Source organism: Pseudomonas sp. FH4 (assembly GCF_000510915.2).
In the GTDB taxonomy this organism is placed as follows: Bacteria; Pseudomonadota; Gammaproteobacteria; order Pseudomonadales; family Pseudomonadaceae; genus Aquipseudomonas; species Aquipseudomonas brenneri.
This window is the reverse complement of the sequence record NZ_AOHN01000002.1, coordinates 130,259-152,105: the sequence shown is the minus strand read 5'-3', so window position 1 is coordinate 152,105 and position 21,847 is coordinate 130,259. Positions and strand designations below refer to the sequence as shown.

The following is a 21,847-nucleotide window of genomic DNA, read 5'->3' as shown; positions in this document are numbered from 1 at the left end:
TCGCTCCCTGTAGGAGCGAGCTTGCTCGCGAAAAACTTGAAGGCGCTGCGTTCATTCAGGATGCCCGCGTCACCGTTGACGACCTTCGCGAGCAAGCTCGCTCCTACAGGGGTCGGCGGCGTAAACAAATATCGTGGCTCAGACCACACAGGGAGAAAACATGGCTGTTGATATTTTCATCAAGATCGGCGACATCAAGGGCGAGTCCATGGACAAGGCCCACAAGGACGAAATCGACGTGCTGAACTGGAGCTGGGGCATGGCCCAGTCCGGCAACATGCACGTTGGCAGCGGCGGCGGCGCGGGCAAGGTGAACATCCAGGACCTGTCGCTGACCAAGTACGTCGACAAGGCTTCGCCCAACCTGATGATGCATTGCGCCAGCGGCAAGCACATCGACAAGGTCAAGCTGACCGTGCGCAAGGCCGGCGGCGAGAGCCAGGTCGAGTACATGATCATCAACCTTGAAGAAGTGCTGATCACCTCCCTGAGCACCGGCGGTTCGGGCAGCGATGATCGCCTGACCGAAAACGTCACCCTGAACTTTGCCCAGGTGATGGTCGACTACCAGCCGCAGAAAGCCGACGGCACCAAGGACGGCGGCCCGATCAAGTTCGGCTGGAATATCCGTTCCAACACCAAGCGTTGATACGAAGACCCCTGGCGCCACGCGCCGGGGTTTTTTGGTGCTTGCTCGAATTTCGACCTTCCTCTTTTCGGTATCTGAGTCATGGCCAAACCTTCGTTTATCAATTTGTGGAAGGCGTATTCCGATCTTTTGGTTACGCACCCAAACGCAAAACCCTGTGATGGCCCTTGGGACAATCAATGCGCCATCCGCATGAGTATTACCCTCAACGCAGAACTGACTATCAAGGTCAACAAATCCACCTATACCGAGCCCAAATGTTCCCATGGGCATGCGCGAGGTGCTGAGTCCCTGGCAAATTGGTTGTGGAAGCATCACTTGGGGCGCCCAACTATTCTTGGAGGCAGCTCAGAAGAGCGCCGCAAGTTGATGGATAAAAAAGGCCTGGTTTTCTTCAAGGATTGTTTCCAACAACTGGGAGAGTCTCCCGATAGCCGTACCGGTGACCATATCGATCTTTGGAACCGTGGCATTACCGCTAGCCGGTATGACGATCCCGCCTACCGATCAAGAGCCATCTGGTTCTGGGAGCTCGTATGATCAGAGTCCATCATTTCGCGTTTATTGGCTGCTTGTTATCAAGCCTTTCTGCGTGTGCCGAGCCTCAAGATCAAATAGCGACGCCATCCGTTGCCGCGGCCCAGATCGTCTCAATAAATGGGCAACTACTGACCCTGGAAAACGACCAACAGCGCTGCGTATTACGCAAACCAGACCAAAGCATATTGCCACTCGACATGCCGTGGCCCTGCCAATTTACGGTTGACCAACAAGGCAAATCGCATGTCGAGACCTTCGGTAAGGTTCCCATTGTGATCGTTATTCATACGGCGGCAGACCCTGAGAACAGTGACAGGTGTCGCTCTGAGTACCGCGCCATACGCCAGATCAATGGCCAACTCGAACCCTCAATAATCGCTCGTGGCGGTAGTTGCATGGTTGGCACAGGTGATCAGAAAAATTATACGGGCCTATTCATTTGGTAACCGAAATCGCCACCCGCGACCGCCTGCAACCGTCCCTTTTGGACCGGTTGACCGACGACGAGCCGAGCATCCTGCGCCACACTCGGCGGGCCAAGGTGCGCGTGGCCCAGGGCGAGATGAATCACAGCACCTTGAGGTTCGAGATCGAGGGCGACCTGTGGATGCCGCCACGGCTGGAATATCCGTTCCAACACCCAGCATTGATACGAAGCCCCATGGCGCCGCGCGCCAGTTTTTTTGGTGCTTGCTCGAATTTCGACCTTCTCCTTTTCGGTATCTGAGTCATGGCCAAACCTTCGTTTATCAATTTGTGGAACAGCTATCCGCGCTACACCCATACCGACCCCGCCTGCAGCGGTCCCTGGGCGAACCAGTGCGCCATTCGCGTGAGCATTGCGCTGTGTGGCGAACGCACGCTACCGGTCAACTCGTCGACCTATAACCTCGGCCCACTCTGTGCGCATGGACACGCCCGAGGTGCAGAGTCGCTGGCGCACTGGCTGTCGAAAAAGCGCCAGCTCAGCCCACCAAAAACCTATACCAACAGCGTGGCCGACCGCGCCACGTTGCGGGGCAAGACCGGCATCATTTTCTTCAAGGACTGCTACCAGACCAATACTGATCGGGCTGGCCAGCCCACTGGCGACCATATCGACCTGTGGAACCGTGGCCTGACCAAGAGCGGTGACCTGTCCTCAAGTGCCAAGGAAATCTGGTTCTGGGAGCTTTTGTAATGCGTAGGCCTTTTGTTTTTGCGGCCCTGGCCGCGAGCCTTGTAAGCCTGAGTGCGTGCGCGGCGGAAGACGTACCAACACCAACCGCTGCCACACAAGCGATGTTTGTCGACCAGCCCCTGAGCCTGGTAGATGATCAAGGTCACTGCACGCTGGTCAAGCCCGACCAGACTCGCATGCAGTTAGACATGGAGTGGCCTTGCAGCTTCAGCCTGGATGCACAGCAGAAGCTACGCGTAGAGACGTTCAACAACACCCCGATTTTTGCAGTTTGGCGTAGCGAGCATATGCCCGCGCCCAGCCATGACTGCCTCAGCAAGATGCAAGCTGTTCGCCAGTATCAAGGGATTTTTGAGGCGGGGGCAGTTAGCACCTTTGCGGCCTGCGGCTCGGGTGGCGACCAAAAAATGTATGTAGCGCCCTTCACGTGGTAACCGAAATCGCCACCCGCGACCGTCTGCAACCGTCCCTGCTGGACCGGTTGACCGACGACGAGCCGAGCAATCCCAAGGAAAGCGCGGACAAGCGCGTGCTGTCCCTGACCCAGCTCAAAGCCTCGGTGCTGCGGGACCTGGCGTGGCTGCTCAATACCACGTCGCTGCTCAATGCCGATGCCACGCTGCACACCCCGGCCGGTACATCCGTGGTCAATTACGGCCTGCCGGCGCTGGCGGGCAACAGTGCGTCGAGCGTCGATATCAATGCCCTGGAGGCCTTGATCTACCAGGCGATTGCCACCTTTGAGCCGCGCATCCTGCGCCACACCCTGCGGGTCAAGGCGCGTGTGGCCCATGGCGAGATGAACCACAACGCCTTGAGTTTCGAGATCGAAGGCGACCTGTGGGCCCAGCCCGTGCCCTTGCGCCTGCTGCTGCAGACCGACCTGGACCTGGAGTCTGGCCACGTGCGCGTGGTCAACGCCGACCAGCGGAGGCGCCCATGAACCCGCGCCTGCTGGAGCTGTATAACCAGGAGCTGCACCACGTGCGCGAGAGCGCCGCGGAGTTCGCCAAGGAATACCCGAAGATCGCCAGTCGGCTGACCCTGTCCGGCATGGACTGCGCCGACCCGTACGTCGAGCGCCTGCTCGAAGGCTTCGCGTATCTCACCGCCCGGGTGCAACTCAAACTCGATGCCGAGTACCCGACCTTCACCCATAACCTGCTGGAAATCGCCTACCCGCACTACCTGGCGCCGACCCCGTCGATGACCGTGGTGCAGTTGCAGGCCGACCCCGATGAAGGTTCGCTGGCCAGCGGTTTTCCACTGCCCCGCGACACCGTGCTGCGCGCAGCCCTTGGCCGCGAAACCCAGACCTGCTGCGAGTACCGCACCGCCCACCCGGTGATGCTGTGGCCGTTGCAGGTCAGCCAGGCCGATTACTTCGGCAACCCGTCCGCCGTACTCGGGCGCCTGGCCGCCAGCGAGCCCAAGGCCAAGGCCGGGCTGCGCCTGACCCTGCGCACCGGCGCCGAGCTGCCCTTCAACAGCCTGGCCCTGGACAATCTGCCGCTGTACCTGAGCGGCGCCGATGAGCAGCCGTTCCGCCTCTACGAGCAATTGCTGGGCAATGTCTGCGCGGTGTTTGCGCGCCAGCCCGGCAGTGACTGGGTGGAACGCCTGCCGCAGGACGCGTTGCGCTCGCGCGGGTTCGACGACGCCGATGCGGCGATGCCGGTGGTATCGCGAGCCTTCCAGGGTTACCGCCTGCTGCAGGAATACTTCGCCCTGCCCCATCGCTACCTGTTCGTCGAGTTCACCGAACTGAGCCGCGCCGTACAGCGCTGCGATGGCCAGGAACTGGAGCTGATCGTACTCTTCGACCGCCACGATCCGAGCCTGGAAGGCAGTGTTGGCGCCGCGCAGTTCGTGCCCTTCTGCACCCCGGCGATCAACCTGTTCCCCAAGCGGGTAGACCGCATTCACTTGTCCGAACGGGTCAACGAACACCATGTGATTGCCGACCGCACCCGGCCCATGGATTTTGAAATTCACTCCCTGAGCGGCATCACCGGCCACGGCACCGGGCCGGAGCAACCCTTCTTGCCGTTCTACGCCGTGCGTGATCCGTCGCGCTACGGCCGCGACCAGACTTACTACAGCGTGCGCCGCGAGCCGCGCGTGCTGTCCAGCGACCAGCGGCGCAATGGTCCGCGCTCCACTTACGTGGGCAGCGAGACCTTTGTCAGCCTGGTGGACAGCCAGCAGGCGCCCTACCGCCACGACCTGCGTCAATTGGGCGTGACCGCGCTGTGCACCAACCGCGACCTGCCGTTGTTCATGAGCGTGGGCAACGGCAAGACCGACTTCACCCTGGCCGATAGTGCCCCGGTAATGGCGGTGCGCTGCGTGGCCGGCCCCAGCCGGCCGCGCGCCAGCCACGCCCACGATGCCAAGGCCTGGCGCCTGATCAGCCAGTTGTCGCTCAACTACCTGTCCCTGAGCGAGGGCCAGGGTGCCGCGGCGTTGCGTGAGCTGCTGCGCCTGTATGGCGACAGCAACGACGCGGCCCTGCAATTGCAGATCGAAGGCCTGCGCGAGGTCACTAGCAAAGCGGTGACCCGGCGCCTGCCGATGCCCGGCCCGATCGTGTTTGGCCGGGGCCTGGAAATCACCCTGGAATTTGATGAAAACGCGTTCCGCGGCACCGGCGTGTTCCTGCTCGGCGCAGTGCTGGAACGCTTCCTGGCGCGTTACGTGTCGATCAACAGTTTTACCGAGACGGTGATCCGTACCACCGAACGCGGCGAGATCATGCGATGGAAAGCCAAGCCCGGACGGCGTCCGACCCTGTGAGTACCCTGGATGCGATGCATCAGGAGCCCTGGGAATATGACTTCTTCCAGGCCCTGCGCCGTATCGAGTGCGAATCGCCCCACCTGCCGCGCCTGGGGCATTCCCTGCGCCTGGCCGATGATCCGCTGCGCCTCGGGCAACGGGCTGACTGCACCTTCGCGCCGGCCACCCTGGCGTCGGTGGATCCCGGCGGCGACGGCACACCTGCGCGCCTGGAGCAGTTCTTTTTCGGCCTCGGCGGCCCCAACGGCCCGCTGCCGCTGCACATCACCGAGTACGTGCGCGAACGCCAGCGCAACAGCGCCGACAGCACCAGCAAACGTTTCCTGGATGTGTTCCACCATCGCCTGCTGACTCTGTTCTATCGGGCCTGGGCCGAGGCGCGGCCGACCGTCAGCCATGATCGGCCCGACGATGACTACTGGTCCGCCCGCCTCGCGGCGCTCAGTGGCCGCGGCATGCCCAGCCTGCTCGGCCAGGGCCTGATCCCCGACACGGCAAAGCTGCACTACAGCGGCCACCTCTCGGCGCAAACCCGCTACCCGGACGGCTTGAAGGCGATTCTCGGCGAGTATTTCGGCCTGCCGGTCGAAATTGAAGAGTACGTCGGCCAATGGCTGGAGCTGCCCGAGCGCAGCCGGGTCAGCGTCAGTGCCAATCAGCTGGGCGTGGACTTCTGCCTGGGCAGCCATGTGTGGGATCGCCAGCACAAATTCCGCATCCGTCTCGGGCCCCTGACGCTCGACGACTACATGGGCATGCTGCCCGGCAGCCAGCCGTTCAATGAGCTGGTGGCCTGGGTCGCCGAATACCTGGGCCATGAACTGGACTGGGACCTGAACCTGATTCTCCAACAACCGCAAGTGCCACCGTTGCAGCTCAACGGGCAGTTTCGGTTGGGTTTCAACACCTGGCTCGGCCAACCCGGGCAGGACGCCAACGACCTAATCCTGGCCCGGCATTACGCCGATCAGGCCACCACCTCAAGGAATCCAGAGCATGGGTGAAATCAGTCGCGCCGCGCTGTTCGGCAAACTCAACAGCGTGGCCTACAAGGCCATCGAAGCCGCCACGGTGTTCTGCAAATTGCGCGGTAACCCCTACGTGGAGCTGGCCCATTGGTTCCACCAGTTGCTGCAACTGCAGGATTCGGACCTGCATCGCATCATCCGCCAGTTCAACGTCGAGCCGGCGCGCCTGGCCCGTGACCTTACCGAAGCCCTGGACCGCCTGCCCCGTGGCTCAACGTCGATCACCGACCTGTCCTCCCATGTGGAAGAAGCCGTGGAACGCGGCTGGGTGTACGGCAGCCTGATGTTTGGCGAAAGCCAGGTGCGCACCGGCTACCTGGTGCTGGGAATCCTGAAGACGCCAAGCCTGCGGCATGCGCTGCTGGGCTTGTCTGCGGAATTCGACAAGATCAAGGCCGAGGCCCTGAGCGAACGCTTTGATGAATATGTCGGTGATTCGCCGGAAAACGCCCTGAGCGCCAGTGATGGTTTCAACGCCGGCAGTGTGCCGGGCGAGGCCAGTGGTGCCATGGCGCCGAGTGCCATGGGCAAACAGGAAGCCCTCAAGCGTTTTACCGTGGACCTGACCGAACAGGCACGCAGCGGCAAGCTCGACCCGATCGTGGGGCGTGACGAAGAGATCCGCCAACTGGTGGACATCCTGATGCGTCGGCGCCAGAACAACCCAATCCTCACCGGTGAAGCCGGGGTGGGCAAGACCGCCGTGGTCGAAGGTTTTGCCCTGCGCATCGTCGCCGGCGACGTGCCGCCGGCGTTGAAAGACGTGGAGCTGCGCAGCCTCGATGTGGGCCTGCTGCAAGCCGGCGCCAGCATGAAAGGCGAATTCGAACAGCGCCTGCGCCAAGTCATCGAAGACGTCCAGGCCTCGCCAAAACCGATCATCTTGTTTATCGACGAGGCCCACACCCTGGTCGGTGCCGGTGGCGCCGCCGGCACCGGTGATGCGGCCAACCTGCTCAAGCCGGCCCTGGCCCGTGGCACCTTGCGCACCGTAGCTGCCACGACCTGGGCCGAGTACAAGAAGCACATCGAGAAAGACCCGGCGCTGACCCGGCGCTTCCAGGTGGTGCAAGTGGCCGAGCCGTCGGAAGACAAGGCGTTGCTGATGATGCGTGGCGTGGCCTCGACCATGGAAAAGCACCACCAGGTGCAGATCCTCGATGAAGCCCTGGAAGCTTCGGTGAAGCTGTCCCACCGCTATATTCCGGCACGCCAGTTGCCAGATAAATCCGTGAGCCTGCTGGACACCGCCTGCGCCCGCGTCGCCATCAGCCTGCACGCGGTGCCGGCCGAGGTGGACGACAGCCGTCGCCGCATCGAAGCCCTGGAAACCGAACTGCAAATCATCGCCCGCGAGCATGCCATCGGCATCGCCATTGGCACACGCCAGAGCAACAGCGAAGCCTTGCTGACTGCCGAGCGCGAGCGCCTGGCAACCCTGGAAAACCGCTGGGCCGAAGAGAAAGCCCTGGTCGACGAGTTGCTCGCCACCCGCGCGACCCTGCGCGAGAAAGCGGGCGTTGTCGACAGCGGCAACGACCAATTGCGTGCGCAACTGGTGGACCTGCAACAGCGCCTCAGCGCCCTGCAAGGTGAAACCCCGCTAATCTTGCCGACCGTGGATTACCAGGCCGTGGCCTCGGTGGTCGCCGACTGGACCGGCATTCCGGTGGGCCGCATGGCGCGCAATGAGCTGGAGACGGTGCTCAACCTCGACCAGCACCTGAAAAAACGCATCATCGGCCAGGACCACGCCTTGCAGATGATCGCCAAGCGCATCCAGACCTCCCGCGCCGGCCTCGACAACCCGAGCAAGCCGATTGGCGTGTTCATGCTGGCCGGCACCTCGGGCGTGGGCAAGACCGAAACCGCCCTGGCCCTAGCCGAAGCCATGTACGGCGGCGAGCAGAACGTGATCACCATCAATATGAGTGAGTTCCAGGAAGCCCACACCGTGTCGACGCTCAAGGGCGCGCCACCGGGTTATATCGGCTATGGCGAAGGCGGCGTGCTGACCGAAGCCGTGCGGCGCAAACCCTACAGCGTGGTGCTGCTGGACGAGGTGGAAAAAGCCCACCCGGACGTGCATGAGATCTTCTTCCAGGTCTTCGACAAGGGCGTGATGGAGGACGGCGAAGGCCGGGTGATCGACTTCAAGAACACCTTGATCCTGCTGACCACCAACGCCGGCACCGAGTTGATTTCCCACGTCTGCAAAGACCCGGCAAACGTGCCCGACCCGGAGGCAATCGCCAAGGCCCTGCGCCAGCCGCTGCTGGAGATTTTCCCGCCGGCCCTGCTCGGGCGCCTGGTGACGATTCCGTATTACCCGCTCAGCGACGTGATGCTCAAGGCGATCACCCGCCTGCAACTGGACCGCATCAAGAAGCGCGTGGAAAACACCCACAAAGTCGCGTTCGACTACGACGACGCGGTGATCGACCTGATCGTCTCACGCTGCACCGAAACCGAAAGCGGCGGGCGGATGATCGACACCATCCTGACCAACAGCCTGCTGCCGGACATGAGCCGCGAGTTCCTCACGCGCATGCTTGAAGGCAAGGCGCTGGCGGGGGTGCGGATCAGCAGCCGGGAAAACGAATTGCACTACGACTTCAGCGACGCCGATTGACCTGACGCAATGCAATCCAAATGTGGGAGCGGGCTTGCTCGCGAAAACGGTGTGTCAGTTGATGCATCCGGTGACTGATTCACCGCATTCGCGAGCAAGCCCGCTCCCACATTTCTGAGTCGGTTTCTTCAGTCATTACGGTATTTACGGGACCACCAATGCTATTCAACCAAGCCTCACGCCTGGCCAAGATCACCAGTCCCCTGGGGCCGGATGTGCTGCTGCTCAATGAAATGGGCGGCGGCGAAGAGCTGGGGCGGCTGTTCTACTACGACCTGCAACTGAACTCGCTGGACGCCAACATCGACCTCAACCAGTTGCTGGGCAAGCCGATGAACGTCAGCCTGCAACTGGCGGACGGCGGCGAGCGGTATTTCCATGGCATTGTCGCGCGCTGCAGCCAGAACATCGACCAGGGCCAGTTCGCCAGTTACCAGGTGACGCTGCGCCCGTGGCTGTGGCTGTTGAGCCGCACCTCCGACTGCCGGATTTTCCAGAACCTGAGCATCCCGCAGATCATCAAGCAGGTGTTCCGCGACCTGGGGTTTTCCGACTTCGAAGACGCCCTGAGCCGGCCGTATCGCGAGTGGGAATACTGCGTGCAGTACCGCGAGACCAGCTTCGATTTCGTCAGCCGCCTGATGGAACAGGAAGGTATCTACTACTTCTTCCGCCACGAACAGGACCGCCATGTGCTGGTGTTGGCCGATGCCTATGGCGCCCACGCCACGGTGCCCGGCTACACCTCAGTGCCTTACTACCCCAAGGACGAACAGCAGCGCGAGCGCGACCATATGCACAACTGGCAATTGGCGCAGCAAGTTCAATCCGGCTCCCTTGAGCTCAACGACTACGATTTCCAGCGCCCCAGCGCGAGCATCGACGTACGCTCGGCCATGCCACGCCCGCACACTGCCGGCGACTACCCGCTGTACGATTACCCCGGCACCTACGTCAAAAGCGAGGACGGCGAACACTACGCACGTACCCGCATCGAAGCCCTGCAAGCCCTGCATGAACAAGTGGAGTTCAGCGGCAATGCACGCGGCCTGGGCGCCGGCCACCTGTTCAGCCTTACCGGCTTCAGTCGGCGTGACCAGAACCGCGAATACCTGATCCTCATTGCGCATTACCGCATCACTCAGGAACGCCTGGAGTCCGGCGGCGGCGGCGCGGCGGCGCAGTTCGACAGCAGCCTGACCTGCATCGACGCGCAACAGAGCTTCCGCCCGCAGGCCAACACCCATCGCCCTATCGTCAAAGGCCCGCAGACCGCGCTGGTGGTCGGGCCCAAGGGCGAGGAAATCTGGACCGACCAGTATGGCCGGGTGAAAGTGCATTTCTATTGGGACCGCCACGACCAATCCAACGAAAACAGCTCCTGCTGGATTCGCGTGTCGCAATCCTGGGCCGGGAAAAACTGGGGTTCGATGCAGATCCCGCGCATCGGCCAGGAAGTGATTGTCAGCTTCCTCGAAGGCGACCCGGATCGCCCGATCATTACCGGCCGGGTGTACAACGCCGAACAGACGGTGCCCTACGACCTGCCGGAAAACGCCACCCAGAGCGGCATGAAAAGCCGTTCCAGCAAGGGCGGCAGCCCGGCGAACTTCAATGAAATCCGCATGGAGGACAAGAAGGGCCTGGAGCAGTTGTACATCCATGCCGAGCGTAATCAGGACATTGTGGTGGAAGTGGATGAAAGCCACTCGGTGGGGCATGACCGCAACAAGAGCATTGGGCACAACGAGACGGTGACCATTGGCAACAACCGCCTGCGCATCGTCAAACAGGAAGACATCCTTTCCGTTGGCCAGAAGAAGACCGACAGCATCAGCCAGAGCTATGTCATCGAGGTCGGCGAAAACCTGCGCCTGGTCTGCGGTGAAAGCATCCTGGAGCTCAACGCCAGCGGGCAAATCAACCTTACCGGCGTGCAGATCAGCTTCTACGCCAGTGGCGATGCCGAGTTCAACACTGGCGGCGTGCTGCACCTCAACAATGGCGGCGGGCCTGGCGCCACACCGGATGGCCAGGGCATAAAAGCCAGCATCGACGCCAATATCAAAGCCGCGTTCCCCGCGCCCAAAAGCTCCTGACGAGACCTGCCTGCCATGACGTACCGCATCAACGAATTCCAGTTTCAACTGCCCGCCAGTGAGTTGCAGGACGCGACCATCAATATCCTCAAGTTCCCGGCGCTGGGGACTTCACTGATCGTCAGCCGCAGCTTGCTGGCTGAAGGCGAAACCTTGCACAGCAACTTCGACGACCAACTCAAGCGCCTGGAAAAACAAGTACAGGACCTGCGTTGCCTACCCAGCGTGCCGGTGCGCCTGGGGGCCGCCCAGGAGGTCGAAGGGATCGAGCTGCGCAGCCAGTTCAGCAAGGGCAACGACAAGGTGTTTCAGTATCAACTCGCCCTGGTGTTGCCGGGCACACGCAAGATGCTCGCGCTGAGTTATGTGAAGGCCGACAAACTCGGCGATGCCGAAGCGGCGCACTGGGCGACGATTAAAAACTCGTTGTCGTTTGACGCTGTTTCCTGATGAGCGACCTGCATGTCTGACGCGTTATGGGCCGCCCGCCTGGGCGATGCGATGGAACACACCTCGATGATGGCCGACATTCTCGGCGGAGTGCTGGAGGTGGCGGCTAACATCGCGATTACCGCGCTGGCCACGGCGGCGGTAGTAGCTGCCACCGGGATTACCGTGGTCACGGGCGGGCTGGGTTGCTTTCTCCTGGGCGCGGTCGTCGGCGTGGTCGTGGGCCTTGTGATGAGCAAGAGCGGGGCCGACAAGGGCCTGAGCAATTTATGCGAGGGCATCGGCAACGCGCTGTTTCCGCCCACGGTGCAGGCCAACATCCTCACCGGCTCCCTCGACACGCTCACCAATAACATCCCCGCCGCCCGCGCGGCAGGGGCGGTTGTTTCACATGTCGCACCGGCCGGCACCGAGTTGGAAATGCCGGCGCCGGAAGAAGAAGCCAGCTACCTGGACATGGCCGGCGAGTTCTTCTCACAGATGTGGCGCCCCACCGTGGCTTCGCCTGCACCAGGCACGGAGACCAAGCCGGAAGACCTGGTGCTTTGCATGAAGCACCCTCCGATGCCACCGCAATTCATGGCCGAAGGCTCGGACAAGGTGACCATCAACGGCCAGCCCGCCGTACGCAGCGGTGACCGCAGCACCTGCGATGCGAAGGTGGTGTCCTCCGGGCTGATCTCCTCCAACGTCACCATTGGCGGCGGTTCGGTGGTGGTGCGCGAGATTCGTAGCGGCAAGACCCCAGGCGTCGGGCTGGCCGTCACGGCGCTGCTGATGCTCAAAGGTGGCAAGGGCAAGTTTTTCAGCAAACTGCCCTGCATGCTGGTGGGCGGGGCCGCGTCGATGGCCGTCAGCAGCGCCATGGGCGCAGCGGCCAACGCGGCCATGGGTTCCTCGAACCCGGTGCATGCGGCTACCGGCGCCAAGGTGCTGGGCGATGACCAGGAACTGGATTTCGTCCTGCCCGGCCTGTTTCCGCTCGATTGGCAGCGCTTCTACAACAGTCGCGACGAACGCCGTGGCAGTCTGTTCGGCGCTGGCTGGAGTGTGCCGTATGAGGTGTGCGTCGAGATCCAACCCCATCCCGAAGGCGGCGAAACGCTTGTCTACACCGATGAACAGGGCCGGCCTATCGACATGGGTTCCATCCCCTTGGGCGGCGCAGTATTCAGTGCAGGTGAAGGGCTTGCCGTACGGCGCAACCGCAACGGCCAATTGTTGATTGAAAGCGACGACGGCACGTACCGCTTGTTTGAACCCACCCCCGCAACCCCGTCGCTGCTGCGCCTGAGCCAACTGGGTGACCGCAACGACAACCGCATCTACCTTGATTATGACGACGCAGGACGCCTGGTGCGGCTGCGCGACACGTTTGATCTGGTGCAGGTCGAACTGATCCGCGACCCGGCCCACGTGACCTGCATCGAGCGCGTGTACCCCGATCAACGCCGAGAAGTGCTCGCAAGCTACGGTTACGACGCCATCGGCAGCCTGACCGAGGTGCGCGATGCCAGCGGCCAGGTGCAGCGGCGCTTTGCCTACGACAGCGGGCAACGCATGGTGGAACACCAGTTGCCCAGCGGCTTGCACTGCTTTTATGAATGGGCCTTGATTGATGGCCTGGAATGGCGCGTGGTCAAGCATTGGACCAACGAAGGTGACGCTTACCAGTTCGACTATGACGTGCAGGCCGGCACCACACGTATTACCGACAGTTTGCAGCGTGTCAGCATCCGCCACTGGAACACTCAGCACCAGATCACTCACTACAGCGACAACCTCGGCCAGACCTGGCTGTTCGAATGGAACGACGAGCGCCAATTGCTCAACGCCACCGACCCACAGGGTGGCCGCTATGAATACAGCTACGACGAGGCCGGCAACCTCATCGGCGAAACCGACCCCCTGGGGCGCAGCGACTCGACGTTGTGGCTGGAACACTGGGCCCTGCCGTTGGTGCAAACCGACGCCGCCGGCAACAGTTGGCGCTACCGCTATGATCAACGCGGCAACTGCACCGTCGCCATCGACCCGCTGGGCCATGTCACCCGCTACCGCTATGACGCCCATGGCCAGGTCGTCGAGATTATCGACGCCACGGGCAAAAGCAAAAAACTGCGCTGGAACCCGTTCGGGCAACTGGTCGAACACACCGATTGCTCGGGTTACCCGACGCGGTTCGGCTATAACGAGCAGGGTTTTTTGCAGGTCATCACCGATGCCCTCGGTGAACGGACCCAGTTCCACTATGACGCCCTGGGTCGCTTGCTCAGCAGCCAATTACCCGACGGACGTAGCGAGCAGTACCAGCGTGATATCAGCGGCCAACTGACGGCTTACACCGACCCGGCCGGCCACACCACGTGCTATCAACACAACCGTCGCGGCCAGGTCCGTCAGCGCACCGATGCCCATGGTCGGCAGGTGCAGTTCGGCTATGACAGCTTTGGTCGGCTGCAAGCGCTGATCAACGAGAACGGGGAACGTTATCGGTTTGCCTGGGATGATGGGGATCGGTTGACGGAGCAGCAAGACCTGGACGGCAGCGCCAAGCGTTACAGCTACGACCGCCTGGACAACGTCACCACTGTGACCGCCCTTGCGGCGCCTTATGGCACGGGCCTGGCCGTGGTCCCCGAGACGCCGCCCGCCCCTATCGTGCATCGACTGGAGCGCGATGCCATTGGCCGCTTGATTGCCAAAACCACTGACGATGGCCGCACGGACTACACCTACGATCCATTGGACCAGCTTACGGACGTGTCCTTCACCGACCTGCAGGGCAATGCCCAAGCCTTGAGCTTTGCCTATGACGCGGTTGGCCAATTGCTCGCCGAGCGCAGTTCGACCGGTGAGTTGCAGCACCACTACGACGAACTCGGCAACCTGATCCAGACCCAACTCCCGGACGGCCGCTGGCTCAATCGCTTGTATTACGGCAGCGGCCATCTGCATCAGATCAACCTCGACGGCCAGGTCATCAGCGACTTCGAGCGCGACCGCCTGCACCGCGAAGTGCTGCGCACCCAAGGCCAGATCAGCACCCGCAGCGAGTACGACCGCAGCGGCCGCCTGCGCGCCCGTCAACGCCGTCACACCAGCCAGCCGGCGTTGATGCCGGCGGCGGTGCAAAAGCACTTTGAATACGACCCCGCCGACAACCTGATCGGCAAACTCGACCAGCAACCCAGCGCGCAACATCGCCAACTCCTGCACTACGACGCCACCGGCCGCATTATCGCAAGCCAGGACAGCCTGCACGGCCAGCGCGAAACCTTCGCCTACGACGCGGCGGCAAACCTGCTGGACGGCCCACAGTCCGGGGCCGGGCTGGTGGTACACAACAAACTGCTGACCTATCAGGACAAACGCTACCGCTACGATGCCTTTGGCCGAATGATCGAAAAACGCAGCGGCGCTCGTGGCGTACAACACTTTGCGTACGACGCCGAAAGCCGACTGATCGAAGTGCGCAATGAAGGCGGCAGCGTGGTGCGGATGGCCTACGACCCACTGGGCCGACGCATCGGCAAGACCGAACACGGCAGCAATGGCTATCCGCTAAGCGAAACCCAATTCATGTGGGACGGCTTGCGTCTATTGCAGGAGCATAAACACAGCCAAACCAGCCTTTACGTCTATGAAGACGAAGGCTACCAACCCCTGGCCCGCGTTGACGGCATCGGGGCGCTGCAAAAAATTCGTTATTACCACAACGATCTCAACGGCTTGCCGGAACAGGTCACCGAGGCTGACGGACACACCCTGTGGCAGGCAACATATCGGGTGTGGGGCAATACAGTGGAAGAGGTGCGGGAACCGTACTTCATTGAAGAGCAGAACCTGCGGTTTCAGGGGCAGTACCTGGACCGGGAGACGGGGCTGCATTTTAATACGTTCAGGTTTTATGATCCGGATGTGGGAAGGTTTACGACGCCGGATCCGATTGGGTTGGCGGGTGGGATCAATACTTACACCTACGCCGATAATCCTTTTGGCTGGGTCGATCCATTAGGACTCACTCCCTGCGGTGGCAGCGGAAAAGTCCACGGCAACAGCCATGCAAGCAAAAACCCTAACCATGTCTATGTCATCGTTGATACGAAAACCGGGCGAATGATGAAGCCTGGCATCAGCGGACGTCCGCTGAACAAAAATGGCACTTCTCCCCGCGCAAACCAACAGGTCAACGCGCTTAACAAGCCTCAAGCTGGGCGTTATAAGGCAGTGATAGTAGAGAAAAATAAAACTCGACTTCAAGCCAAGGCTACCGAGCAAAAAATTACAGATAAACATGCAGCAAGAAACAACGGGAATATGCCTTCACCGATTCACAAAAATCCTTTGCCACAGGTTGACACGAGAGATGGCTACCTTAAATTATACGGCACGCCTGATAACCGCTAGTTTTTCCAAGCGAGTATAGCAATGAGTCTGAAGATACTTACTCTACAAGAAAGTGACGAAGCCGCTCTAACAATGGGCATTCGCATCCGTCATTTAAGCCACCACATCACCCAGATATTCATGGAGTTTCTGCCTAAAATTGATATAAATGGCAGCAGTAAAATAGTTGTTTCACTAGGTCCACGTGGCGATGAGGACTTGTTCGACAACGTACTAGGGTCAACAAATATTTTTGTAGAAAGCTTTGACTTCAAGAATTTTCTATCTTTGAGCCGTCTCAGCCAAGATATAGAGTTGTTGGAAGAGTTACGTCGCGCGCTAATTGTAATCGCCACAACAAAAGAAAGTAACGATGTGATCGTAGAACTAATAAATCAAACTGCTGAAAAAGTCTTAATAACTAATTTTCAACTGGAGAGCTCAATTAAAAAACTTTCAAAAACAAGCAAAAACAAAAAGCACAAAATCAATGTTTTTAGAGTTCTTAATGCAGAGGTAGGTGAAAGTTGGTATTGCCAAGATCAGCTCTTTCCAGAAAATAAAATCTGGATGCATGAGCCTCCTGGTTTTATTGACCGAACTGATCTTTTCAAAACTGCTGAGTTCGGTGAAAACAGTTACCTAATCAAAAACAGGCTAGGTAAAATCGTTTTTGAACTTCCGTTCTAAAAAGCAAAATAAACAAAAGGGCACAGATATATTTAATAGGCTTTTTAATAAAACTAAATCTGTTCCCTTTACCTTGTATGGGGAACTCTAAAAGGGGTTAAAACAAAATCCGAATTCGAGCAAGGTTTGAAGACACTCATCCTTGAACTCAGCGGCGGAAAAACTTTCCCGCTGGCCAAATGGGGGACCGCTATGAAAGTCCTTTTACTCAAATTGCTAAATGAATACAACGACAAATACCCTAAACTAATATCATTGGCAGAACATACACACAAAACCAAAAAATGGGATATGGGAGTCATGCCCTCATATAATCCGGCACCGTACACCTGCGAATTACAAGGGTGTAAACCCGGGTGCTTACTTAAAAATTCGGAGCTGGCTAAAGACAGGCAGTGCTACTTCTTAGACGGAAACGACAACTTTGTAGCCGAAATACAATACGCCAAATATGTAAAACTTAAAAGCCAATGGATTGTATACAGGAGATTTTTTATTAACGAACCGAACCGCATTATAGAACTGGCATTCGGCAGCAACTTTGAAGACAGCACAGATGCCAATCTTGACTCAGCTTCTATTACTACGCTTACAAGCTTTCATCCAACAGCGCGCTATAGCTTACTCAATACAGGCGAGTACGTCGAAACGCTCTATAAATACGATACCGACACAATATCTTCAATCACTGAAAACATATGGCGAGAAACCTTCACAACGAGACACTATAAAATAAAGAACACGAATGATGACTTGACGATTCTTGAAATACTTCCGGATAATATAAAAACCCCAGTATATCCAGAAAGCTAAACTAACTATGCCTGCCTTTCCGTCCTGACATGGAAATTTTTATGCCTCTTGACTTTATGGCAGCAGAAAATCAAAAAGACGTTAATGAGAACACTCCGATTTTTTGCTTGAGTGAATCTATCCATGGCGTTCTTATGGACGCATCAGCACCAAGAAAAGATTTCCCAAAGACGCATAAATTTTCTGTTTATTACGCCGACACAAGTATTTTGTTCGGCGAAATTCTACCTTTAGTGACTGAAATCGAAAAAGCGATAAAATCAAAAAACTTAAATTCCAGCGAATTAAAAGACCTAGTCAAGTTTCTTCAAAGTGCCTATAGCAAAAAACTAAATATTTTTATTTATTGCGACTAACCCTATCACTGGTATTTGTTTGCGCGTCATTTGAAGAGCTCATGACTGAACTCACAAACGGATATTAGCGTTGTACTTGCCCTAGTAAACAGGACCGCACAACGCCTGCTGACGCGGTTCAACAGAGCCTGATGATACACCCCAACAAAAATGGGCACCCGACCCAGTCGGCGTGCCCATTTTTCATACCACCCCGCCTCCCTTCGAGACGGTGCCGCGCTTACGGGTTGACGCTGTCTTTGAGCGACTTGCCCGGTTTGAACGCTACGGTGTTGCTCGCCTTGATTTTCACCGGCTCGCCGGTTTGCGGGTTTTTGCCGGTGCGGGCGCCACGGTGGCGTTGCAGGAAGGTGCCGAAACCAACCAGGGTGACGCTGTCCTTGCGGTGCAGGGCGCCGGTGATTTCTTCAAGTACGGCGTTGAGGACGCGGTTGGCCTGTTCTTTGGTCAGGTCTGCTTTTTCTGCAATGGCGGCTGCGAGTTCTGGTTTACGCATAGGTGAAGCCTCTTTGACGGTTTTTTGTTGTTATGTCCGTGCTGCTCTCTGCTGGAGCAGCGCCAAGGCGCCGCAGGCTCTACTCTGCGGCAGACGGGAGTGAGGATGGCATGCCATTGGTGCCTGCGCCAGTCTCACGGCGACCTTTCTAGGGGGAAAAAGGTGGTTATTCCGACAGAACGACCAGCATTTACGCCAGCAGTGGCGGAAGTTCCTTATTCAGGGCCAGTTTTTCCATGACCGCCGTGCCGGTCAGGGCATAGCCCAGCAGGCGCCCGGAGGAATCGCGGCACAAAGCCTTGATGTCACCACCCTGCCCTTCGACGCTCCACACGCCTTCAGTGCCCCGTGGCGGTGGCGAGACCACCAGCGGGCAGGCCGGGGTTTTCACTGTGACCGGCATCGGCCCGTAGTTGACCGCCGTGGCGTTGCCCGCCAGGGTCTGGGCCAGGGCGCGGGCGCAGCTCATCAGGGGCATGACGTACAGCAGGTTCAGGCCATCGACCTCGGCGCAGTCGCCCAGGGCGTAGATATTGGCGTGGGAGGTCTTGAGGTGGCGGTCGACCATGATCCCACGGTTGATTTGCAGGCCAGCCGCAGCCGCCAGGTCCACCCGGGGGCGCAGGCCGATGGCGGAGACCACCAGGTCGCATTCGATCACCGTGCCATCGGACAGATGGGCTTCCAGGCCGTCAGCCGTGCGTTGCAGGCGGTTGAGCACCGGCCCCAGGTGGAAGCGCGCACCGAGGCCTTCGAGCCCGGCCTGCACCGCTGCAGCCGCAGCCGGGTGCAGCAGGGTCGGCATGACTTGCTCGCACGGTGCCACCAAGTCGATTGCATAGCCGCCGAGGATCAGGTCGTTGGCAAATTCACAGCCGATCAGGCCCGCGCCCAACAGCAGCACGCGGCGCTTGCCGGCGGCGGCGTGGCGAAAGCGTGCGTAGTCTTCCAGGTCGTTGATCGGGAAAATCAGTTCAGCGGCATCGCCCTCGACCGGTACCTGCACGGTCTGGGCGCCCCAGGCCAGGATCAGGTCGCGGTAGGCCACCGCCTCCTCGCCGATCCACAGGCGCTTGTGCCCAGGGTCGATCCCGCTGATTCGCGTATGGGTGCGCACTTCGGCCTTCAGTTGCTCGGCCATGGTGCCCGGGGTCGCCATGCTCAGGCCATCAGCATCCTTGTTTTTGCCAAAACCGGTGGAGAGCATGGGTTTGGAGTAGGAACGCCCGTCATCTGCAGTGATCAGCAACAGCGGGGTTTCGCTGTCGAGCTTACGAAACTCCCGAGCCAGGTTGTAACCGGCCAAGCCCGTACCGATGATCACGACAGGTGCGCTCATTCCTTTCTCCTTGTAGTTCGTTTCTTAAATTCAGCGAATCAACCGATTTCGATCATTTCGAAATCCATTTTGCCGACGCCGCAGTCCGGGCACAGCCAGTCTTCAGGGACGTCCTGCCACAGGGTGCCTGGGGCGATCCCATCATCCGGCCAACCGTCTGCTTCGTTGTAGATCAGGCCGCAGACTACACATTGCCACTTCTTCATTACTTGCTTCCTCAGGGTCCAGGCTTACTGGCCGACAGTCGATAGATCCAGCATTGCCGTCCGGCTCAGGGCGTTTTGTACTGATCGGGGCGCCCAGATGCAAGCACGTTCGGCCCAATGTCCCGGCGCAGCCCGGCAAAAATTCGGGTGAGCATGGTAAGCTCGGCGCCTCATTAACTGCCAATAATGACTCCCCGTGCCGCATTCGATTGCCGTTCCCGATGCCTGCCAATGGCTGAACCAGAGCCTTCTGCACCCTCTGCCCGCACCCCTTGCCCTCGACTGGCTGTTCGATGAGGGCTCGCTGACTCGCCGCCTGACGCACCTGTCCAACGATGGCTTCAGTGTCACGCCACTGTTCGAAGGCTGGCAGCCCCTGCGAGACGACGAATGCGCCGCCCTCGACCTGCCAGCGGCCAGTATTGGCTGGGTGCGCGAGGTGTATTTGCGCGGTCACGGCCAGGCCTGGGTGTTCGCCCGCAGCGTGGCGGCCCGTAGTGCCTTGCAGGGCGACGGCCTGCATATGGATGAGTTGGGCAGTCGCTCGTTGGGTGAACTGCTGTTTTGTGACCAGGCCTTCGCCCGCCAGGCTATCGAGGTTTGCCACTACCCACGTGCCTGGCTGCCGACGGCAGATCAGACCAACGGTTTGTGGGCCCGGCGCTCGCGCTTTGATCGCGGCGCGTTGAGCGTGTTGGTGGCGGAAGTCTTCCTGCCAAGCCTGTGGCAAGCGGTGCACGAATCTGCGGAGAATTGCTGATGTACCAGCGCCTGCTCCAATCTTTGAACCGCCTGAACCCTCGGGCCTGGGACTTCGTTCAACTGACGCGCATGGACAAGCCCATCGGCATCTACCTGCTGCTGTGGCCCACCCTGTGGGCGCTGTGGATCGCCGGCAAGGGTTCGCCGTCGCTGAGCAATATCGTGATTTTTGTCCTCGGCGTGACACTGACCCGGGCCGCCGGTTGTGTGATCAATGACTGGGCTGACCGCAAGGTCGACGGCCACGTGAAGCGCACGGCGCAACGTCCGTTGGCGAGCGGCAAGATCAGTTCCAAGGAAGCGCTGGTGTTCTTTGCAGTGCTGATGAGCATCAGCTTCCTGCTGGTGCTGCTGACCAACGCCGCGACCATCTGGCTGTCGCTGGGCGGTCTGGCCCTGGCTGTCAGCTACCCGTTCATGAAGCGCTACACCTATTACCCGCAAGTGGTGCTGGGCGCGGCGTTTTCCTGGGGCATGCCCATGGCGTTCACCGCCGAGACCGGCAGCCTGCCGGCCATTGCGTGGTTGCTGTACATCGCCAATCTGCTGTGGACGGTGGCCTACGACACGTATTACGCGATGACCGACCGCGATGACGATTTGAAAATCGGCGTCAAATCCACCGCCATTCTGTTTGGCGATGCCGACCGCATCATCATCCTCACCTTGCAGGGGCTGGCGCTAGTTTGCCTGCTGCTGGCAGGCTCGCGCTTTGAGCTGGGAGGCTGGTTCCACCTGGGCCTGCTGGCAGCGGCGGGGTGTTTTGCCTGGGAGTTCTGGTACACCCGGGATCGGGACCGGATGAAGTGCTTCAAGGCGTTCTTGCACAACCATTGGGCGGGACTGGCGATTTTTCTCGGGATTGTGGCGGACTACGCCTTTCGATAAGGAGCCGGCTTGCCGGCTCCTACAAGGAAGGTCAGGGCTTGGCGATCTTCCAGGCGCCCTCCATTTTGCCGTCGCCGGTCGCATCGCCAGCCTTCTTGTCGGCAATGAAGGTGTACAACGGCTTGCCGTCGTAAGCCCATTGGCTGGTGTTGTCGTCACGGGTGATGACGGTCCATTCGCCCATCGACTTATCGGTGGACTCGGCCTTCAACGGCGGCCAGTTGGTCGCGCACTTGTCATTGCACATGGATTTGCCGCCAGCATCCTTGGCGAAGGTATAGAGCGTCATGCCCTTGTGATCTACCAACATCCCGTCTTTAGTCATGGCTGGCTCTGCCGCAAATGCCAGTGTCGGCAGCGTCAGCACCGCCGTGACCAGCAGGGCTTTCCAGGAAAAAGTACGTTGAGTCATCGGAACCTTCCTTTTGCGGTTGTCAGGATTCGGACTCAAAGCGTAGTTCAGGACCAGTCCGATTGCGCAGGCCAGTAAAATACTGTCACACGACTGCAATAATTCCGTTATCTAATGCG

Annotated in this window: 22 protein-coding genes and 1 pseudogene; 18 read left to right on the top strand and 5 right to left on the bottom strand. The window is 59.5% G+C overall.

Annotation, left to right across the window (positions count from 1 at the left end; translation table 11 throughout):
* Positions 1-8: 8 nt before the first annotated feature.
* Positions 9-128: pseudogene (locus tag H097_RS28545) on the bottom strand (outer membrane lipoprotein carrier protein LolA); the annotation flags it as partial.
* Positions 129-160: 32 nt separating this feature from the next.
* On the opposite strand from H097_RS28545, the gene H097_RS01495 reads away from it, so the two are divergent.
* The 16 genes from H097_RS01495 (at position 161) to H097_RS01420 (ending at position 17,625) form a co-directional block, all read left to right on the top strand.
* Complete coding sequence (locus tag H097_RS01495) at positions 161-649, top strand: type VI secretion system tube protein Hcp (protein WP_029289879.1); 489 nt, start codon at positions 161-163, stop codon at positions 647-649.
* 81 nt (positions 650-730) lie between these two features.
* On the top strand, positions 731-1,189 hold the full coding sequence (locus H097_RS01490; protein WP_032856772.1) for a type VI secretion system amidase effector protein Tae4: 459 nt from the start codon (positions 731-733) through the stop codon (positions 1,187-1,189).
* The gene (locus H097_RS01485; protein WP_032856771.1) at positions 1,186-1,635 is read left to right on the top strand and encodes a hypothetical protein; all 450 of its coding nucleotides are present in this window, start codon (positions 1,186-1,188) and stop codon (positions 1,633-1,635) included. The genes H097_RS01490 and H097_RS01485 overlap by 4 nt, the downstream gene beginning before the upstream one ends.
* Positions 1,629-1,916 carry a hypothetical protein gene (locus H097_RS01480; protein ID WP_032856770.1) on the top strand — a complete coding sequence of 96 codons (288 nt, stop codon included), beginning with the start codon at positions 1,629-1,631 and terminating at the stop codon, positions 1,914-1,916. The genes H097_RS01485 and H097_RS01480 overlap by 7 nt, the downstream gene beginning before the upstream one ends.
* Before the next feature lie 3 nt (positions 1,917-1,919).
* Positions 1,920-2,369, top strand: a complete 450-nt coding sequence (locus H097_RS01475) for a type VI secretion system amidase effector protein Tae4 (RefSeq protein WP_032856767.1) — start codon at positions 1,920-1,922, stop codon at positions 2,367-2,369.
* Positions 2,369-2,803, top strand: coding sequence for a hypothetical protein (locus tag H097_RS01470; RefSeq protein WP_032856766.1), 435 nt, complete (start codon positions 2,369-2,371; stop codon positions 2,801-2,803). The genes H097_RS01475 and H097_RS01470 overlap by 1 nt, the downstream gene beginning before the upstream one ends.
* Entirely contained in the window at positions 2,797-3,312 is a 516-nt protein-coding gene (tssE, locus tag H097_RS01465) for a type VI secretion system baseplate subunit TssE (protein ID WP_032856764.1), read from the top strand. Before H097_RS01470 ends, tssE begins: the two co-directional genes overlap by 7 nt.
* Positions 3,309-5,165 carry a type VI secretion system baseplate subunit TssF gene (gene tssF / locus H097_RS01460; RefSeq protein ID WP_032856762.1) on the top strand — a complete coding sequence of 619 codons (1,857 nt, stop codon included), beginning with the start codon at positions 3,309-3,311 and terminating at the stop codon, positions 5,163-5,165. Before tssE ends, tssF begins: the two co-directional genes overlap by 4 nt.
* Positions 5,129-6,172 (top strand): type VI secretion system baseplate subunit TssG, encoded by a 1,044-nt coding sequence (tssG, locus tag H097_RS01455; protein WP_032856760.1) that lies wholly within the window; start codon positions 5,129-5,131, stop codon positions 6,170-6,172. The genes tssF and tssG overlap by 37 nt, the downstream gene beginning before the upstream one ends.
* Positions 6,165-8,828, top strand: coding sequence for a type VI secretion system ATPase TssH (gene tssH / locus H097_RS01450; protein ID WP_032856758.1), 2,664 nt, complete (start codon positions 6,165-6,167; stop codon positions 8,826-8,828). The genes tssG and tssH overlap by 8 nt, the downstream gene beginning before the upstream one ends.
* Positions 8,829-8,986: 158 nt before the next feature.
* Positions 8,987-10,927 carry a type VI secretion system Vgr family protein gene (locus tag H097_RS01445; protein WP_032856756.1) on the top strand — a complete coding sequence of 647 codons (1,941 nt, stop codon included), beginning with the start codon at positions 8,987-8,989 and terminating at the stop codon, positions 10,925-10,927.
* A gap of 15 nt (positions 10,928-10,942) precedes the next feature.
* Complete coding sequence (locus tag H097_RS01440; RefSeq protein ID WP_032856755.1) at positions 10,943-11,377, top strand: DcrB-related protein; 435 nt, start codon at positions 10,943-10,945, stop codon at positions 11,375-11,377.
* A gap of 12 nt (positions 11,378-11,389) precedes the next feature.
* On the top strand, positions 11,390-15,787 hold the full coding sequence (locus H097_RS01435; RefSeq protein WP_082445501.1) for an RHS repeat-associated core domain-containing protein: 4,398 nt from the start codon (positions 11,390-11,392) through the stop codon (positions 15,785-15,787).
* 21 nt (positions 15,788-15,808) lie between these two features.
* Complete coding sequence (locus H097_RS01430; RefSeq protein WP_032856754.1) at positions 15,809-16,456, top strand: hypothetical protein; 648 nt, start codon at positions 15,809-15,811, stop codon at positions 16,454-16,456.
* A 126-nt stretch (positions 16,457-16,582) separates the two neighbouring features.
* Positions 16,583-17,269, top strand: a complete 687-nt coding sequence (locus H097_RS01425) for a hypothetical protein (RefSeq protein ID WP_032856752.1) — start codon at positions 16,583-16,585, stop codon at positions 17,267-17,269.
* A gap of 41 nt (positions 17,270-17,310) precedes the next feature.
* Complete coding sequence (locus H097_RS01420) at positions 17,311-17,625, top strand: hypothetical protein (RefSeq protein WP_032856750.1); 315 nt, start codon at positions 17,311-17,313, stop codon at positions 17,623-17,625.
* A gap of 220 nt (positions 17,626-17,845) precedes the next feature.
* Here H097_RS01420 and H097_RS01415 read toward each other — a convergent pair whose 3' ends face one another.
* The 3 genes from H097_RS01415 to H097_RS01405 all read right to left on the bottom strand — a co-directional run bounded on the left by H097_RS01415 (position 17,846) and on the right by H097_RS01405 (position 19,666).
* Positions 17,846-18,121: an HU family DNA-binding protein gene (locus H097_RS01415; RefSeq protein WP_003213368.1), complete on the bottom strand. Its 276-nt coding sequence runs from the start codon at positions 18,119-18,121 to the stop codon at positions 17,846-17,848.
* 190 nt (positions 18,122-18,311) lie between these two features.
* Positions 18,312-19,460, bottom strand: coding sequence for an FAD-dependent oxidoreductase (locus tag H097_RS01410; RefSeq protein WP_032856749.1), 1,149 nt, complete (start codon positions 19,458-19,460; stop codon positions 18,312-18,314).
* Positions 19,461-19,498: 38 nt separating this feature from the next.
* A complete protein-coding gene (locus H097_RS01405; RefSeq protein ID WP_032856748.1) occupies positions 19,499-19,666 on the bottom strand; it encodes a rubredoxin in 168 nt (55 codons plus the stop codon).
* Positions 19,667-19,862: 196 nt separating this feature from the next.
* Here H097_RS01405 and H097_RS01400 point away from each other — a divergent pair, with 196 nt between their 5' ends.
* Positions 19,863-20,426 (top strand): chorismate lyase, encoded by a 564-nt coding sequence (locus tag H097_RS01400; RefSeq protein ID WP_032856747.1) that lies wholly within the window; start codon positions 19,863-19,865, stop codon positions 20,424-20,426.
* Complete coding sequence (gene ubiA, locus H097_RS01395; protein WP_032856746.1) at positions 20,426-21,316, top strand: 4-hydroxybenzoate octaprenyltransferase; 891 nt, start codon at positions 20,426-20,428, stop codon at positions 21,314-21,316. Before H097_RS01400 ends, ubiA begins: the two co-directional genes overlap by 1 nt.
* 31 nt (positions 21,317-21,347) lie before the next feature.
* On the opposite strand, the gene H097_RS01390 is transcribed toward ubiA, so the two are convergent.
* Positions 21,348-21,728 (bottom strand): hypothetical protein, encoded by a 381-nt coding sequence (locus H097_RS01390; protein ID WP_032856744.1) that lies wholly within the window; start codon positions 21,726-21,728, stop codon positions 21,348-21,350.
* Positions 21,729-21,847: the final 119 nt, after the last annotated feature.